Genomic DNA, 13,968 nt, shown 5'->3' on the forward strand with positions numbered 1-13,968 from the left:
CCCACGCTGACCGCAGGGCGGAGGGCCGTCAACGAGGCCCGCGCCCCGATGGCCTGAAGCGGTTTATCTCCCGCGTCGTACGGGCTGCCGCAAAAACCTTTGCGCGGCCGGATGGCCGGCGCCTAGGTTGACGGACTACCACGACGTGTAGCTCAGCAGCAGAGCGCCGGGCTCCGGACCCGGAGGGCGCAGGGGCGGAACCTGCCACGTCGGCCATGAACGCACACGCTGACAAGCAGCCTCCGAACCCGTCCCGGCCCGGCCCCGCGCCGGTCCCCGGACCCACGCCGACGCCCGTCTCCGGACCCGTGACCGTGTCCCCGTCGTACGCGGCGGAGCGGCTGGCCCGCGCCCTGCGGACCGCGCGGACCCACGGCGACACCGCCACCCGCGAACGGGCCGGGTCCCGTGCCCGGAAGTGGCAGAGCGTCCTGTCCGGCATCGCGGACGGCTCGCTGAGCATCGGCTCCCGCACCCCCGTCGCCGCGCTGCCCGCCTGGGCCACCCCCGAGGTGGTCACCGGCGGCTTCGCCACCGGAAGCCCCTCGGCCGGCGGGCCGCTGCTGCCGTACGAGGAGCAGGCCGCCCGGCTGGCCGGCGTGCCCGCGGACCGTGCGGAGCTCTTCGCGTACTTCCTCTCCGAGGACGGCCTGGCCCGCCTGTGGTCCCTGCTCGACAGCGGCCGCTACGAGGTGCGGGTGCCCGAGGAGGCGGCGCTGGCGACCGTGGCGTGGCTGGTGCGCGCCGGCGACTTCGACGCCGCCGCGGAACTCGTCACGGTGCTGCGGCCCTTCGCCGGCCGGCTGCGCTTCTCCCCGCGCCCCGCCGACCGCCCCGCCCCCGGGGTGGACTCCGTGCACCGCCGTACCGTTGGGGAGGCCTCGGCGGCGCTCGCCCGCCGCGGCCCCAACACGGCCGTGGAGACCCAGCGCGAGGCGCTCGCCGTCTGGCGCCCCTTCGAGGACGAGCTGCTCGCGCACCGGCTCCGGGCCCACGGGCGCGCGCCCGGCCCGGACTGGCACGCCGAGGGCGCCGCGCTGCTGGCGCGCTACAGGGCACTGGCCGCCGCGCACACCCTCTGCACGAAGCACCTGGACCCGAAGTCGAACGCCGCGATCCTGCGCCGGGCGCTGGAGGAGGAGGTCGCCGGCCGCGGGCCCGCGCCCCGGCTGGCCGGACTGCTGCGGGTCGCCGTCGAAGCGATGCTGGCCAAGCGCGGCGCGCCCGGCTCTCCCGGGCACGCCCGGCTCCGGGCGGTCCAGGCCCGCCAGGCCGCACTGCCCTCGCACCACGCGCTGGCCGGTCTGGTGCTGCGCCGGATCTCCGGTCTCGACCAGCGCGCCGGGACCCCGGACACGGACACCCCGGTGGCTCCGGTGAGCGCCGAGGAGGCCCGCGAGACCGGTCTGCCCGCCGGTGCGCGGGTGCCGGCGGCGGTCGGCGCGACCGTCCGGGCGGCGCTGAGCGCCCCGTTGGAGGTGCTGGTGGACCGGGGCGTGGTGCCGTCGGCGGAGGTGCTGGCCGAGCTGGTGCCGCAGCTCGTCGCGGCGGTCACCGCCGAGCGGTACGCGGACGAGCCGCTGCGGAACCTGATGGCGGCGACGTACCGCGCCTTCCGGGGCCGCCGTTCGCTGCTCCTGCTGAACCTGGAGTCGCAGGTACGGATCGAGGAACTCCCCTGGCTGCGGGCGGTCTCCGGCCACCGGCGCGCCGACGGCGCGGACACGGGACCGGCCGCGGAGGCACTGCGCCGGCTCGGCGGGCTGGCCGTACGCGCCTTCCCCGCCACCGTGCTGCCCAACCCGCTGGTGCGCGAGCTGGGCCAGCTGGGCCGGCAGGCGGAGCTGGGCGCGCCCTTCGTGGAGGAGCTCGCCGCCGACATCTTCATGGGCACGTTCAGCCCGAAGTTCCTCGTCGCCGCCCGGGTCGCCGGGGAGCTGCTGGAGGAGAGCCTGTACGCGCGCTACTACGGCATCGACTACGCGGGGCTGCGCCGGATGGCGGTCTCCCAGGCCGCCGAATCGGCGCGGAGCGGGCGGCCGGCGCGCACGGCGCCCGAGTTCGCCGCGCTGTGCGCCGAGCGGGCGGGCGGCGGGCACGGCTGGTCGCCGGCGGCGAACGGGAAGGTGATCGAGCAGGCCCAGATCCTCACCACGCACAACCTCGCCACCCTGGTCGGGCGGTCCGGTGTCACCGTGCCGGGCGGCTGGGCGCGGCCCGCCCGGGAGTGCTTCGAGACCGTGTGCCGGCTGGTGGCCCGGGTGGAGGGGAACCCGCGCCCGCTGCCCGCGATCAAGGACGCGGCGTACGCCTGGCGGCAGATGCTGTTCCACCTGTCGCTGTGCGACCCGGCCGAGCGGGCGGCCGTACTGGCCTGGATCGACGCGGAGTCGGCGCCGCGCCCGGCGCACGTCCGGGACCGGCTCGCCCCCGCTCTGGCGGGTCTGCGCCTGGTCGTCCGGGGCGGATCCTTCGGCCCGGACGGTACGGGCGAGGGCGGCCGGGCGCGCCGGCTGCTGGGCTGGAGCACGGACGGGCACTGGATGCGGGCGCCCCGGGCGGGCGGTGGAGCGGGGGGCCGGGGCTCCGCCCCCGCACCCTGAGCCGGGCGCGCCGGGGGCCGGGAGCAGCCGCTCCGAGGCGGCGCGGCTGCTTCCGGCCGCGCCACTCACAGGGGTGAACGCCCCCTGCCCGTACGGGTGGGGGGCGGCGCGGCGCGCGTACGCCCGCACGGGGGACCCCTAGGACGGGCGTATGGATCACGACTCCCCCACGCCCGACCCCCCGAACTCCCTTTCCCCCGGCCGCCGTACGGTCCTCGCCTCCACGGCGGCCGCCGTGGCCGCGGCACTCGCCGGCGCGGCGCCCGCGACGGCCGCCCGGCAGCGGCGCGACACCCCGGACGAGCACAACGCGACCGTCCTGATGTACCCGGAGCACACCGACTGGGCGTACATCCGCGATCTCACGGGGGATTCCGGCTGGGAGCGGCTCCTCGACGTGCTGTCCCGGCAACCCGCGAAGCTCTCCGTCGCCACGGACGCGCTCGCCGAGCGGATCGTCTGCGGGGAACGGCAGGGGGAACTGCGCGCCACGGCCGTCACCCACCTGTCGGGGCGACACCTCTACCAGGCCTCCCCCGGCGCCGCCCCCCGGACCGCGGCCGAACGGGACGGGCTGCGGCGCACCGTACGGGTGACGCGCGAGGTCATCGTCGCGGGCGGCGCCTTCAACACTCCACAGCTGCTGATGCTGTCGGGCATCGGCCCCCGGGAGCACCTCGCGGAGCACGGCATCACCCCCCTGCTCGACCTGCCGGGCGTCGGCGGCAACCCAGGACCGCTACGAGGTGTCGGTGGTCTCCGCGCTCAACCGGGACTTCACGGCCATCGCGGGCTGCACCTTCGAGGACCGGGACGACAGGGGCGGGGACGCGGACGTGGCCGCGATGATCGAGGCGGTCCGCTCGATCCGCAGCACCAACGCCAAGGCCGGGTTCCCCGACCCGGTACGGGAGGTTGGGGGCACCACGCGTACTGCACCGTCGCGATCGGCCCGGCCGGGCGGAGCGGTTCCGTCCTGGACGGGCAGCTGCGGGTGCGCGGCACCGCCAACGTCCGGGTGGTCGACGCTTCCGCCTTCCCCCGCATCCCGGGCCCGTTCATCGTGGCACCGACCCTGGTGCTGGCGGAGAAGGCCAGCCAGGACATCCTCCGGGCCGCCGGGTGAGCCGATAACACGCGGGGCGGGCGGTCGCCAGGGCTTCTTCGGCGTCCGACCCGAACGGATCATGGATTTTGCCTTGGTCAACGCAATGTGATGGATTGATCACCCACCGCTTCCGCCCGCTCCGCGAAGGAACCCCCATGCGCACGGTCCGCGAGTCGGCCCTCGACGTCCTGCGAGCCCGCGGGATGACCACGGTCTTCGGCAATCCCGGCTCCACCGAACTGCCCATGCTCAAGCATTTCCCCGACGACTTCCGCTACGTGCTGGGGCTCCAGGAGGCCGTGGTCGTCGGCATGGCCGACGGCTTCGCCCTCGCCTCCGGCACCACCGGCCTGGTCAACCTGCACACCGGCCCGGGCACGGGCAACGCGATGGGCGCGATCCTCAACGCCCGGGCCAACCGCACCCCCATGGTGGTCACCGCGGGCCAGCAGGTCCGCGCCATGCTCACCATGGAGGCCCTGCTCACCAACCCGCAGTCCACCCTGCTGCCGCAGCCCGCCGTGAAGTGGGCTTACGAGCCCCCGCGCGCGGCGGACGTGGCGCCGGCCCTGGCCCGGGCCGTGCAGGTCGCCGAAACCCCTCCGCAGGGGCCGGTGTTCGTCTCGCTGCCGATGGACGACTTCGACGTGCTCCTCGAAGAGGACGAGGACCGGGCCGCCCAGCGGACCGCGGCCCGCACCGTGACGCACGCCGCCGCCCCCTCCGCCGAAGTGGTCCGGGAGCTCGCCGCCCGCCTGGCCGGCGCCCGCAGTGCCGTCCTCGTCGCCGGCAACGACGTGGACGCCTCGGGGGCCTGGGACGCCGTCGTGGAACTGGCCGAGCGCACCGGCCTGCCCGTCTGGTCGGCGCCCACCGAGGGCCGGGTCGCCTTCCCCAAGTCCCACCCGCAGTACCGGGGGATGCTGCCCCCGGCCATCGCACCGCTGTCCCGCTGCCTGGAGGGGCACGACCTGGTCCTCGTGATCGGCGCCCCGGTCTTCTGCTACTACCCCTACGTCCCCGGCGCCTACCTGCCCGAGGGCACCGAGCTGGTGCACCTGACCCGGGACGCGGACGAAGCGGCCCGCGCCCCCGTCGGGGACGCGATCGTCGCCGACCTGGCCCTGACCGTACGCGCCCTGCTCGCGGAGCTGCCCGCCCGGGAGGCCGCCGCCCCGGCCGCGCGCACCGCACGGGCCGAGTCCACGGACGAGGTCGACGGGGTGCTCACCCCGCTCGCCGCGATGACGGCCATCGCCCAGGGAGCCCCCGCCAACACCCTCTGGGTCAACGAATCCCCCTCCAACCTGGGCCAGTTCCACGACGCCACCCGGATCGACACCCCCGGCTCGTTCCTGTTCACGGCGGGCGGCGGTCTCGGCTTCGGCCTCGCCGCGGCCGTGGGCGCCCAGCTCGGCGCGCCCGACCGGCCCGTGGTCTGCGTCATCGGCGACGGCTCCACCCACTACGCCGTGCAGGCGCTGTGGACCGCGGCCGCGTACAAGATCCCGGTCACCTTCGTCGTCCTCAGCAACCAGCGCTACGCGATCCTCCAGTGGTTCGCCCAGGTGGAGCGGGCCCAGGGCGCCCCCGGACTCGACATCCCCGGCCTGGACGTCGCGGCCGTCGCCACCGGCTACGGGGTCCGCGCCCACCAGGCGACCGGCTTCGGCGAACTGTCCAAGCTGGTCCGGGAGTCGGCCCTCCAGCAGGACGGCCCGGTGCTGATCGACGTACCGGTCACCACCGAACTCCCGACCCTGTAGCCCCCACCCCCACCCCCAGCCGTTGCACCGCACCGCACCGCCCCGGAAGGCCGGCATGCCCCAAACCAGCGACACCCCCTCCCTGCTGCTCGAACGGCTCCGCTCCGCGCTCCCCGCAGAGGTCCTGCTCACCGGACCGGCGGAACTCGCCGCCCACTCCCGGGACTCCGCCCCCTTCTCCGAGTGCGGCACCCCCGCCGTGGTCGCCGTCCCCCGCACGACCGAGCAGGTCGAGCACATCATGCGCACCGCCTACGAACTCGACGTCCCCGTCGTCCCGCAGGGCGCCCGCACCGGCCTGGCCGGCGCCGCCAACGCCGTCGACGGCTGCGTGGTGCTCTCCACCTCGGCGATGGACCGGATCCTGTCCGTCGACCCCGCCAACCGCCTGGTGCGCTGCGAGCCCGGCGTCACCACCCGGCGCCTAGCGGAGGCCGTGGCCGAACACGGGCTGACGTACCCGCCGGACCCGGCCTCCTGGGACCGCTGCACCATCGGCGGGAACATCGCCACCGGCGCGGGCGGCATCTGCTGCGTGAAGTACGGCGTCACCGCCGACTACGTGCTCGGGCTGGACCTCGTACTGCCCGACGGGCGGCGGATGCGCACCGGCCGGGACACCGCCAAGGGCGTCGCCGGGTACGACCTGACGCGCCTGATCGTCGGCTCCGAGGGCACCCTGGCCGTGGTCGTCGGCGCCACCCTCGCGCTGCGGCCCGCCCGGCCCCCGGCCCTGTCGCTGCTGGCCCAGTTCCCGACCCTCACCGCCGCCGGGAACGCCGTCGCCGCGATCACCGCCGCCGGCCACACCCCGTCCGCGCTCGAACTCCTGGACCGGGCCACGACGCAGGCGATCGTGGACCTCGGCACGCACCCGCTGCTGCGCCCCGGCAGCGCCGCCACCCTGATCGTCGAGAGCGACTCCGCCGACCCCTCCTCGGAGCTGTCTGCCATGGAGATCCTCTGCAAGGAGGCCGGCGCCGAGCACATCACCACGTCCGCCACCGCCGAGGAGGCGTACGAGATCATCGAGGCGCGCCGGCTGGTCAGCCCGGCCCTCGCCGCCTACATGGCCTCGCGGGGCGGCGGGCTCACCGCGTTCATCGAGGACGTCGCGGTGCCGAGGAGCGCGCTCCCCACGCTGATCGGGCAGATCGAGGAGATCGCCGAGCACTACGACCTGAAGATCTTCACCCTCGGCCACGCGGGCGACGGCAACCTGCACCCCACGGTCGTCTTCGACGAGTCCGACGCGGACGAGTTCCGGCGCGCCCAGGAGGCGTACGACGCCATCATGGCCGCCGGCCTGGAACTGGGCGGCACCACCACCGGCGAGCACGGCATCGGCACGCTGAAGCGGGAGTGGCTGGAGCGCGAGCTGGGCCCCGTCTCGCTGGAGCTCCAGCGCGGCCTCAAGCGGCTGTTCGACCCGAAGAACCTGCTCAACCCCGGCAAGGTGGTCACGGTATGACCCAGTCCACCGAGGCCCCGGACACCACGCGGGGCGGCGCCCCCGGACTGCCGCCCGTCCGGGCCGGCCTGGCGGAGACCGTCCGCTTCGTCGCCACCCACACCCTGCCCGTCTTCGTGCGCGGCGTCGCCAACCCCCGCTTCCCGGTCATGGCGCTGTACTCCCGCGTCAACCAGCCCGCCTGGTCGAACGCCACCCTGCGCGCGATGCGGGCCCGGCACCGGGGCGCGCCCGTGATGGTGCGCGCGCTCTCCGGCGAGATGCTCGTCCTGTTCGACGAGGGCGACATCCGGCGGTTCTTCCAGGAGCCGGTCTCGGACCTCGCTATGGACGCCGACGACAAGTACGCCAGCCTGTCCGTGTTCGAACCGACCGGGGTGATCTGCTCGCACGGGCAGGTCCGCGAGGACCGCCGCCGGGTCAACGACCACGCCCTCGCCGCCGACCGGCCGGTGCACCCCTCCTGCGGGGAGTTCCAGACCGTCGTCGAGGAGGAGTGCCGGCGGCTCACCTCCCGCTCCGTCGTGGACTTCCCGCTGCTGTGGAAGACCCTGACCCGCATCTCCCGGCGGGTGGTCCTCGGCGACCGGGCCTCCGACGACCAGGAGCTGTCCGACTGGCTGGCCACCCTGCGCGGCCGGGCCAACTGGATGGGCCGCAGCAAGCCGGACGCCGCCAAGGCGCTCTACTCCAAGATCGAGGCCCGGATCACCCGGTACGCGGCCGACGCGCCCGCGCACACGCTGGCGTCCCGCGCCCTGGCCGAGCCCTCCCCGGAGGGCACCGACCCGCTCGGCCAGACCCACCACTGGCTGCTCGGCATCGACCTCGCCGCTCCGGTCGTCGCCCGCACCCTGCTGCTGCTCGCCCACCACCCGGCCGAACAGGAGGCCGCCCGTGCCGAGGCGGCCGACCGCGTCCCCGGACTGCCGAGGCTGCGGGCCTGCCTGGAGGAGTCGGTACGGCTGTACCCGATCGTGCCCGACCTCGTACGGGTCACCCGTACCGAGACCGAGTGGGGCGGGGTGCGCCACCCGGCCGGCACCAACGTGCTGGTGCCGATGGGGTTCCACCAGCGCGACCCCGAACGGGTCGACGGCGGGAACCTGTTCGCGCCGGGCCGCTGGCTGGCCCCGGACGTGCACCGGGACACCCGGGTGGCCCCGTTCAGCCACGGCGGCGCCCGCTGCCCCGGCGAGTACGTCGCCCTGCTCCTGACCTCCCTGGTCTGCGCCGAGGTGCTGCGCGGCCACCGCCTCACCGGGGCCCGCCCGGTGCTCGACCCGGGGCGTCCGCTGCCGGGGATCCTCGACACGGCCGGCATCCGGCTGCGCCTCGGCCGGGTGTAGGAGGAGTCCCGCCATGACCGAAGCCGAACCGTCCGTCACCCAGCCGGACATCGCCTCCCTGCACCACGTGTGCCGCGAGCTCGCCGAAGCCGCCGACACCGTCCGCGACGCGGCGCGCTACGCCTCCCGGGTCGCCCTCGGCTCCCGGCTGCCGCTGGCGGCGGCCGGGCCGCGCCGGGCCCGTGCCGCGCAGCGCGGGCTGCTGCGCACCCTGATGGACCCGAAGGGCCTGGGCTGGGCCCCGCAGGGCAGTGCCCCGCTCGCCGGGGCGCTCTGGCTGGCCGGGGTGCTGACCAGCCGGGAGAGCCTGGCGGTCAGCCTCGCCGTCACCGGCCTGAAGGCCCGGATCCGGGCGGCCGCCGTGCGCCACCCGGAGCTGCTCGACAACCCGACCACCTCGCGGGTGCTGCGCGCCATCGACGAGGACCGCCAGACCGAGGCGGTGCGGCTGTTCCGGGGCCTGCTGACGGAGAAGGGCGCGGAGTACGCACTCGCCCTGCTGGCGCCGTCCTTCACGGACATCATGGCCTGGAACGCGCTGACCGACGAGAACCCCTTCAACGACACCGCCGGCTGGCAGATCGCCACCGGGCGGCCGCTGACCTCCGACTACTTCGTCGGGGTCAGTTCCACGGTGTGGGCGTTCGTGAACCGGGGGAAGGGACGCGCCGAACCGCACACCCCCTCCGCCGCGCTGCTGGGCAGCATCGACACCTCGGGCACGATCGTCGGCTACGTCCGCAACATCGGCCGGATCGGCACGCGCGGCCTGCTGCTCGTCCAGCAGGTCGACGGACCGGACGGGGAGAGCCGCTACGTCGTCCAACTGGCCGGAATGGGGCCGAGTTTCAACCAGGAGAGTCCGCAGGACCTGCTGGGCGGCATCGACGCGGTGGGCTCCATCGACACCACCTACACCCGTGCGGTGGTCAGGGCCCTGCGCCGGCTCGTGCCCTCCGGTGCGCAGGTCGCGCTGGTCGGCCACAGCCAGGGCGGGATCACCGCGATGAACCTGGCGGCGAGCCGGGACTTCAACGCGCTGTACACGGTGACGCACGTGGTCGCGATCGGTTCGCCCATCGACCAGAAGCGTGCCGCCGATCCGCGCACCCGGGTGGTCTCGCTCGTCAACGAGCACGACATCGTGCCGAGCCTGGAGGGCCGCTCGTCGGTGTCCCCGTACGAACTGCCGAAGCAGTTCACCGAGTTCACCTGGACCGACGACACCCACGCCTTCCCGCTGTGCCATGCCGCCGAGCGGTACGCGCACAACCTCGAACACGACGTCCCCCACGCGCGCACGCACGTCGACTCGGAGCTGGCCGCCTTCCGCGGCCGGGTCACCGGCACGCACCTCTTCACCCTCCACGACCGCTGAGGACCCCTCATGACCGACACCGACTCGCACACTCCCCCGACGGATACGGCGCCGGCCGCGCCGGAGCTGCCGGCCCAGACCTCCCACCGGCAGCAGCCGCCGCCCGCGCCGCCGCAGCCGTACGGCCCGCCCGGACTGCTGGAGCGGCTGGAGTCGGCGGCCTTCGCCCGGGTCAACCGGACCCGCGAGTGGTACGAACTGCCGGCCCCGCTCGGCCTGCTGAACCTGGCCGTGATCCGCGAGGACCTGCGCCGCCACAACCTGCACGACACCTTCGGCGCGGGCGGCGAGCGCGACCGGCGGCCCACGAAGCACCTCGCGCCGTACCGCTCGTACGACGGCTCGGGCTACGACCCGTACGACGAGGACATGGGCCGGGTGGGCACCCGCCTGGACCGCAACGCCCCGCTGCACATGGCGTATCCGGACGAGGACGAGGCGCTGATGACGCCCAGTCCGCGCGAGGTCAGCCGGCAGCTGCTGGCCCGGCGCGGCTTCACTCCCGCGCCCACCCTGAACCTGCTGGCCGCCGCATGGATCCAGTTCCAGAACCACGGCTGGGCCAACCACGGCGACAACGAGGAGGCCGAGCCGTTCACCGTCCCGCTGGCCGCCGACGACGACTGGGCCGAGCAGGGCGGCGGCTGCCCGATGCGGGTGAACCGCACCCGCCCCGACCCGGTCGCGCACACCACCCCGGACGTCCCGCCGACGTACGAGAACACCGTCAGCCACTGGTGGGACGGCTCGCAGATCTACGGGTCGGACGAGGCGCGCTGCCGTTCGCTGCGCACCGGGGAGCACGGCCGGCTGATCGTGGACGGCGGCCGGCTGCCCGCCGATCCGCGGCCCGGGATGGACTGCCTCGACGCGACGGGCATGAACAGCGACTACTGGACCGGGCTGTCGCTGCTGCACACGCTCTTCGCCAAGGAGCACAACTCCATCTGCGACCTGGTCCGTTCGCAGCACCCGACCTGGGACGACGAGCGGATCTTCCACACGGCGCGGCTGGTCAACACCGCCCTCATGGCGAAGATCCACACCGTGGAGTGGACGCCGGGCATCCTCGACCACCCGGTCGTGCACCAGGCGATGCGCGCCAACTGGTACGGGCTGCTGCCCCGGTGGGTCACCAAGACCTTCGGCCGGGTCGGCGGCGAGGTCCTCAGCGGTTCCCGGGGGTCGGGCACGGACCACCACGCCGCTCCCTTCTCCATGACGGAGGAGTTCGTCTCGGCGTACCGGCTGCACCCGCTGATCCCCGACGAGATCACCGTCCGCGACCACCGGCGCGGGGCGCGGCGCGAGGTCGTCGGCTTCGACGACATGCAGGGCGCGACCACGCGCACCGCGGTCGACGCGTACGGGATGAGCGACCTGTTCTACACCTTCGGCGTCTCGAACCCGGGGGCGCTGGTCCTGCACAACCACCCGGACGCGCTGCGCAACCTGAAGCGACTGTCCGGCGAACACATCGACCTCGGGACCGTGGACGTCCTGCGCGACCGCGAGCGGGGCATCCCCCGCTACAACGCCCAGCGGCAGATGCTGCGCAAGCGGCCCGTCACCTCCTTCGAGGAGCTCACCGGCGGGCACCCGGGCGACACCCCGCTGCTGCGGGAGCTCTACGACGGCCGGCTCGACCGGGTCGACACCCTGGTCGGGAACCTGGCCGAGCCGCGGCCGGCGGGCTTCGGGTTCAGCGACACCCTCTTCCGGGTGTTCGCGCTGATGGCCACCCGCCGCATCAAGAGCGACCGCTTCTTCACCACGGACTACCGTCCGGAGGTGTACACGGCCGAGGGGCTGCGCTGGATCGACCGGAACTCGATGGTGACGGTGCTGCTGCGGCACCACCCCGAGCTGGCCCCGGCGCTGGCCGGAGTGACCAACGCCTTCGCCCCCTGGAAGGAGCGGTCGTGAGCGGACACCCCGCCGACGGCCTGCGCAGCCACGCCGCCGCCTTGCGCGAGCGGGCGGACCGGCTGCGCGGCGCCTGTGACGGCCTGGACTGGAGGGGTCCGCAGGCCGACGCCTTCCGGGCCCGTGTCGACGAGCTGGCCCGGCGGTGCGCGACGGCCGCGGACGGGCTGTCGCGCTCGGCCGCCCGACTGGACGGCCGGGGGTAGGGCCGGAGGGGGAAGGCCCGGTGCCGCGGTGCTACTTCATGCGGTACTGGGCCTTCTCCGCGAGCTTGCCGTCCTTGAAGCAGAAGCGGAGCACGTCCTCGGTCTGGCCGTCGGCGGCGGAGAGGTACCAGGCGCAGACGCTGCCGGCCGGCTCGGCGGGGCCGCCGTCCTTGAGGGCGTCCTTGACGAAGGTGTCGCCCGAGGGGAGCTTCGCGCGGACCTCGGCCTCGGCGTCGCCGACCTTCACCGCCTCGTAGACCTTCGGGTCGAGCAGGGTCTTGTCGGCTATGTCGAGGACCTTGGCCGCCCCGAAGAACAACGCCACGAGGAGCCCCGCCCCCAGCACCAGCGCGATACCGCACCCGATGAGACAACCCTTGCGCTGAGCCATGGCCCCGTTCCTCCGTGCCCTCGACGTTCCGGTGCGGTCCGCACCGTCGTCCGGAGCCTCGCAGGCGCTCGGGGGCCGGTGCCGTACTCGAAAGTCTCGGGCCCGGGCGACGATCGTCGCTCAGAGGTCCCCGGGGTCGGTGTTGGCCCCGCACAGGACGACGGCGACCCGCTCGCCCAGCGGCTGCGGCGCGGTGCGCAGGGCCGCCAGGGCGGTGGCGGCGCCGGCCTCGACGACGATGCGGTGCTCGTCCCAGAGCGCCCTGCGGGCGGCGGTGATCGCCTCGTCCGGGACGAGCACCGACACGGCGTTCCCGCGCCGGGCGGCGGCGAGGGCGTCGGCCGAGACCCGGGGGGCGCCGAGGGAGTCGGCGGCGACGGAGGACACCGGGACGTCGACGGGCTCGCCCGCCTCCAGGGCGGCGTTCAGGGCCCGGCAGTGCTCGGGTTCGGCGGCGACCACCCGTACGCCGTGCTCGTGGGCGGCGGTGGCCACGCCGGCGAACAGCCCGCCGCCGCCGACCGCGACGACGACGGTGTCCAGGCCGGGCAGGGCGGCCCGTACCTCGTCGAGCAGGGTCCCGGCCCCGGCGGCGACGAGCGGGTGGTCGTAGGCGTGGCTGCTCAGGGCGCCGCTGCCGGCGGCGAACTCCCGGCAGGCGGCGAGGGCTTCGGCGTACCGGTCGCCGACGAGCCGTACGTCGGCGCCGTAGCCGCGCAGCCGGTCCACCTTGACGCGCGGGGCGTTGCCGGGGAGGAACACGGTGGCGGGGACGCCCTGCGCGCGGGCGGCCCAGGCGCAGGCGAGGCCGGCGTTGCCGCCGGAGGCGATGGTGACGCCGGCGGCCGGGAGGCGGCCTGCCTCGCGGTGCGCGGCGAGGAAGTTGTGGGCGCCGCGGGCCTTGAAGGAGCCGGTGTGCTGGAGGTACTCCAGGGCGTACCAGACGCCTTCGGAGGCGGGTACCACCGCGGCGGGGCGGACGGCGCCGGCCGTACGGGCCGCGGCGGCGCGGACGGCGGCGTAGTCGAGCTGCTGTTCCATGGTCGGTTGCCTTTCGCTGTCTCAGGGCGCGGGCCGCGGGCCGGCGGGCCGGGCTGCCCCGATGAGCCGGCGCAGGGCGCCGTAGTAGACCTCGTGGTCGGTGAGCGGGGGCAGTACGTCGGCCAGTGCGCCGGTGAGGACGGGGAACTCCGCCGGGTCCAGGGCGGCGATGGCTGCGCGGGAGGCGGCGGTGGCCCCGGCCGGGTCGCGGTGGTCGACGAAGGCGGCGCTGCCCAGGGTGAGCAGGTACATCCGCCGGTAGGCGGTCATGGCCTCGGCCGGGGTCATCCCGGCGGCGATGCCGTCGGCGAGGACGGGTTCGACGAGGCGGGCCAGCAGTTGCCGGCCGAGCCAGGGGCGACCGCCGCGCAGGGCGAGCAGTCCGGGGTGGGCGGTGAGCAGCCGGTAGAGGGCGCCGAAGCGCCGTTCGCAGGCTTCGGCCCAGCCGGTGCCGGCGGGGACCTCGGGGAGCTGTGCGGCGAGGTGGTCGGTGCACAGGTCGAGCAGGCCGGCGAGGTCGGTGCAGCGGCGCTGGACGGTGGCGTGGGATACGTCGAGCCGCTCGGCGAGGGCGCGGAAGCTGAGGGCTCCGGGCCCTTCCTCGTCGAGGACGCGCAGCGCGGTGACGGCGATGGCCTCCGGGGTGGCGCGGTCCAGTGCTGGTGATCTCCTCGGCATGAGATACACCGTATCAGCCGACGTAACATACGGCGACTCTCAACCTTGCCC

General features: G+C 74.8%; 11 protein-coding genes and 1 tRNA gene. 9 read left to right on the forward strand and 3 right to left on the reverse strand.

Features of this window, described 5'->3' with window-relative positions:
• The first annotated feature begins 141 nt into the window (after positions 1 to 141).
• The 9 genes from ACZ597_RS14585 (at position 142) to ACZ597_RS14625 (ending at position 11,807) form a co-directional block, all read left to right on the forward strand.
• Positions 142 to 216, forward strand: a tRNA-Arg gene (locus ACZ597_RS14585).
• Positions 216 to 2,603, forward strand: coding sequence for a hypothetical protein (locus ACZ597_RS14590; protein ID WP_471329033.1), 2,388 nt, complete (start codon positions 216 to 218; stop codon positions 2,601 to 2,603). The genes ACZ597_RS14585 and ACZ597_RS14590 overlap by 1 nt, the downstream gene beginning before the upstream one ends.
• Positions 2,604 to 2,754: 151 nt before the next feature.
• Positions 2,755 to 3,729 carry a GMC oxidoreductase gene (locus ACZ597_RS14595; RefSeq protein ID WP_471329034.1) on the forward strand — a complete coding sequence of 325 codons (975 nt, stop codon included), beginning with the start codon at positions 2,755 to 2,757 and terminating at the stop codon, positions 3,727 to 3,729.
• Positions 3,730 to 3,866: 137 nt separating this feature from the next.
• On the forward strand, positions 3,867 to 5,477 hold the full coding sequence (gene mdlC, locus ACZ597_RS14600; protein ID WP_471329036.1) for a benzoylformate decarboxylase: 1,611 nt from the start codon (positions 3,867 to 3,869) through the stop codon (positions 5,475 to 5,477).
• 55 nt (positions 5,478 to 5,532) lie between these two features.
• Positions 5,533 to 6,948: an FAD-binding oxidoreductase gene (locus tag ACZ597_RS14605; RefSeq protein WP_471329038.1), complete on the forward strand. Its 1,416-nt coding sequence runs from the start codon at positions 5,533 to 5,535 to the stop codon at positions 6,946 to 6,948.
• Positions 6,945 to 8,297 (forward strand): cytochrome P450, encoded by a 1,353-nt coding sequence (locus ACZ597_RS14610; RefSeq protein ID WP_471329040.1) that lies wholly within the window; start codon positions 6,945 to 6,947, stop codon positions 8,295 to 8,297. Before ACZ597_RS14605 ends, ACZ597_RS14610 begins: the two co-directional genes overlap by 4 nt.
• A 13-nt stretch (positions 8,298 to 8,310) precedes the next feature.
• Positions 8,311 to 9,675: an alpha/beta fold hydrolase gene (locus ACZ597_RS14615; protein ID WP_471329042.1), complete on the forward strand. Its 1,365-nt coding sequence runs from the start codon at positions 8,311 to 8,313 to the stop codon at positions 9,673 to 9,675.
• A 9-nt stretch (positions 9,676 to 9,684) separates the two neighbouring features.
• Entirely contained in the window at positions 9,685 to 11,601 is a 1,917-nt protein-coding gene (locus tag ACZ597_RS14620) for a peroxidase family protein (RefSeq protein ID WP_471329043.1), read from the forward strand.
• Positions 11,598 to 11,807, forward strand: a complete 210-nt coding sequence (locus ACZ597_RS14625) for a hypothetical protein (RefSeq protein ID WP_470961951.1) — start codon at positions 11,598 to 11,600, stop codon at positions 11,805 to 11,807. The genes ACZ597_RS14620 and ACZ597_RS14625 overlap by 4 nt, the downstream gene beginning before the upstream one ends.
• A gap of 31 nt (positions 11,808 to 11,838) precedes the next feature.
• Here the strand turns inward: ACZ597_RS14625 and ACZ597_RS14630 are convergent, their stop codons facing one another.
• From ACZ597_RS14630 to ACZ597_RS14640, 3 genes are all read right to left on the reverse strand, one after another.
• The gene (locus ACZ597_RS14630) at positions 11,839 to 12,198 is read right to left on the reverse strand and encodes a hypothetical protein (protein WP_471329046.1); all 360 of its coding nucleotides are present in this window, start codon (positions 12,196 to 12,198) and stop codon (positions 11,839 to 11,841) included.
• 120 nt (positions 12,199 to 12,318) lie between these two features.
• Positions 12,319 to 13,239 (reverse strand): serine/threonine dehydratase, encoded by a 921-nt coding sequence (locus tag ACZ597_RS14635; protein ID WP_471329047.1) that lies wholly within the window; start codon positions 13,237 to 13,239, stop codon positions 12,319 to 12,321.
• A gap of 21 nt (positions 13,240 to 13,260) precedes the next feature.
• The gene (locus tag ACZ597_RS14640; protein WP_471329049.1) at positions 13,261 to 13,917 is read right to left on the reverse strand and encodes a TetR/AcrR family transcriptional regulator; all 657 of its coding nucleotides are present in this window, start codon (positions 13,915 to 13,917) and stop codon (positions 13,261 to 13,263) included.
• Positions 13,918 to 13,968: the final 51 nt, after the last annotated feature.

It is taken from the genome of Streptomyces sp. NPDC040718 (assembly GCF_055593565.1).

Bases quoted from the DNA above. Each gene is read 5' to 3' on its own strand.
- ACZ597_RS14610 (WP_471329040.1), top strand. From the start codon at position 6,945: ATGACCCAGTCCACCGAGGCCCCGGACACCACGCGGGGCGGCGCCCCC.
- ACZ597_RS14590 (WP_471329033.1), top strand. From the start codon at position 216: ATGAACGCACACGCTGACAAGCAGCCTCCGAACCCGTCCCGGCCCGGC.
- ACZ597_RS14640 (WP_471329049.1), bottom strand. From the start codon at position 13,917: ATGCCGAGGAGATCACCAGCACTGGACCGCGCCACCCCGGAGGCCATC.
- ACZ597_RS14595 (WP_471329034.1), top strand. From the start codon at position 2,755: ATGGATCACGACTCCCCCACGCCCGACCCCCCGAACTCCCTTTCCCCC.
- mdlC (WP_471329036.1), top strand. From the start codon at position 3,867: ATGCGCACGGTCCGCGAGTCGGCCCTCGACGTCCTGCGAGCCCGCGGG.
- ACZ597_RS14620 (WP_471329043.1), top strand. From the start codon at position 9,685: ATGACCGACACCGACTCGCACACTCCCCCGACGGATACGGCGCCGGCC.
- ACZ597_RS14605 (WP_471329038.1), top strand. From the start codon at position 5,533: ATGCCCCAAACCAGCGACACCCCCTCCCTGCTGCTCGAACGGCTCCGC.
- ACZ597_RS14635 (WP_471329047.1), bottom strand. From the start codon at position 13,239: ATGGAACAGCAGCTCGACTACGCCGCCGTCCGCGCCGCCGCGGCCCGT.
- ACZ597_RS14615 (WP_471329042.1), top strand. From the start codon at position 8,311: ATGACCGAAGCCGAACCGTCCGTCACCCAGCCGGACATCGCCTCCCTG.
- ACZ597_RS14630 (WP_471329046.1), bottom strand. From the start codon at position 12,198: ATGGCTCAGCGCAAGGGTTGTCTCATCGGGTGCGGTATCGCGCTGGTG.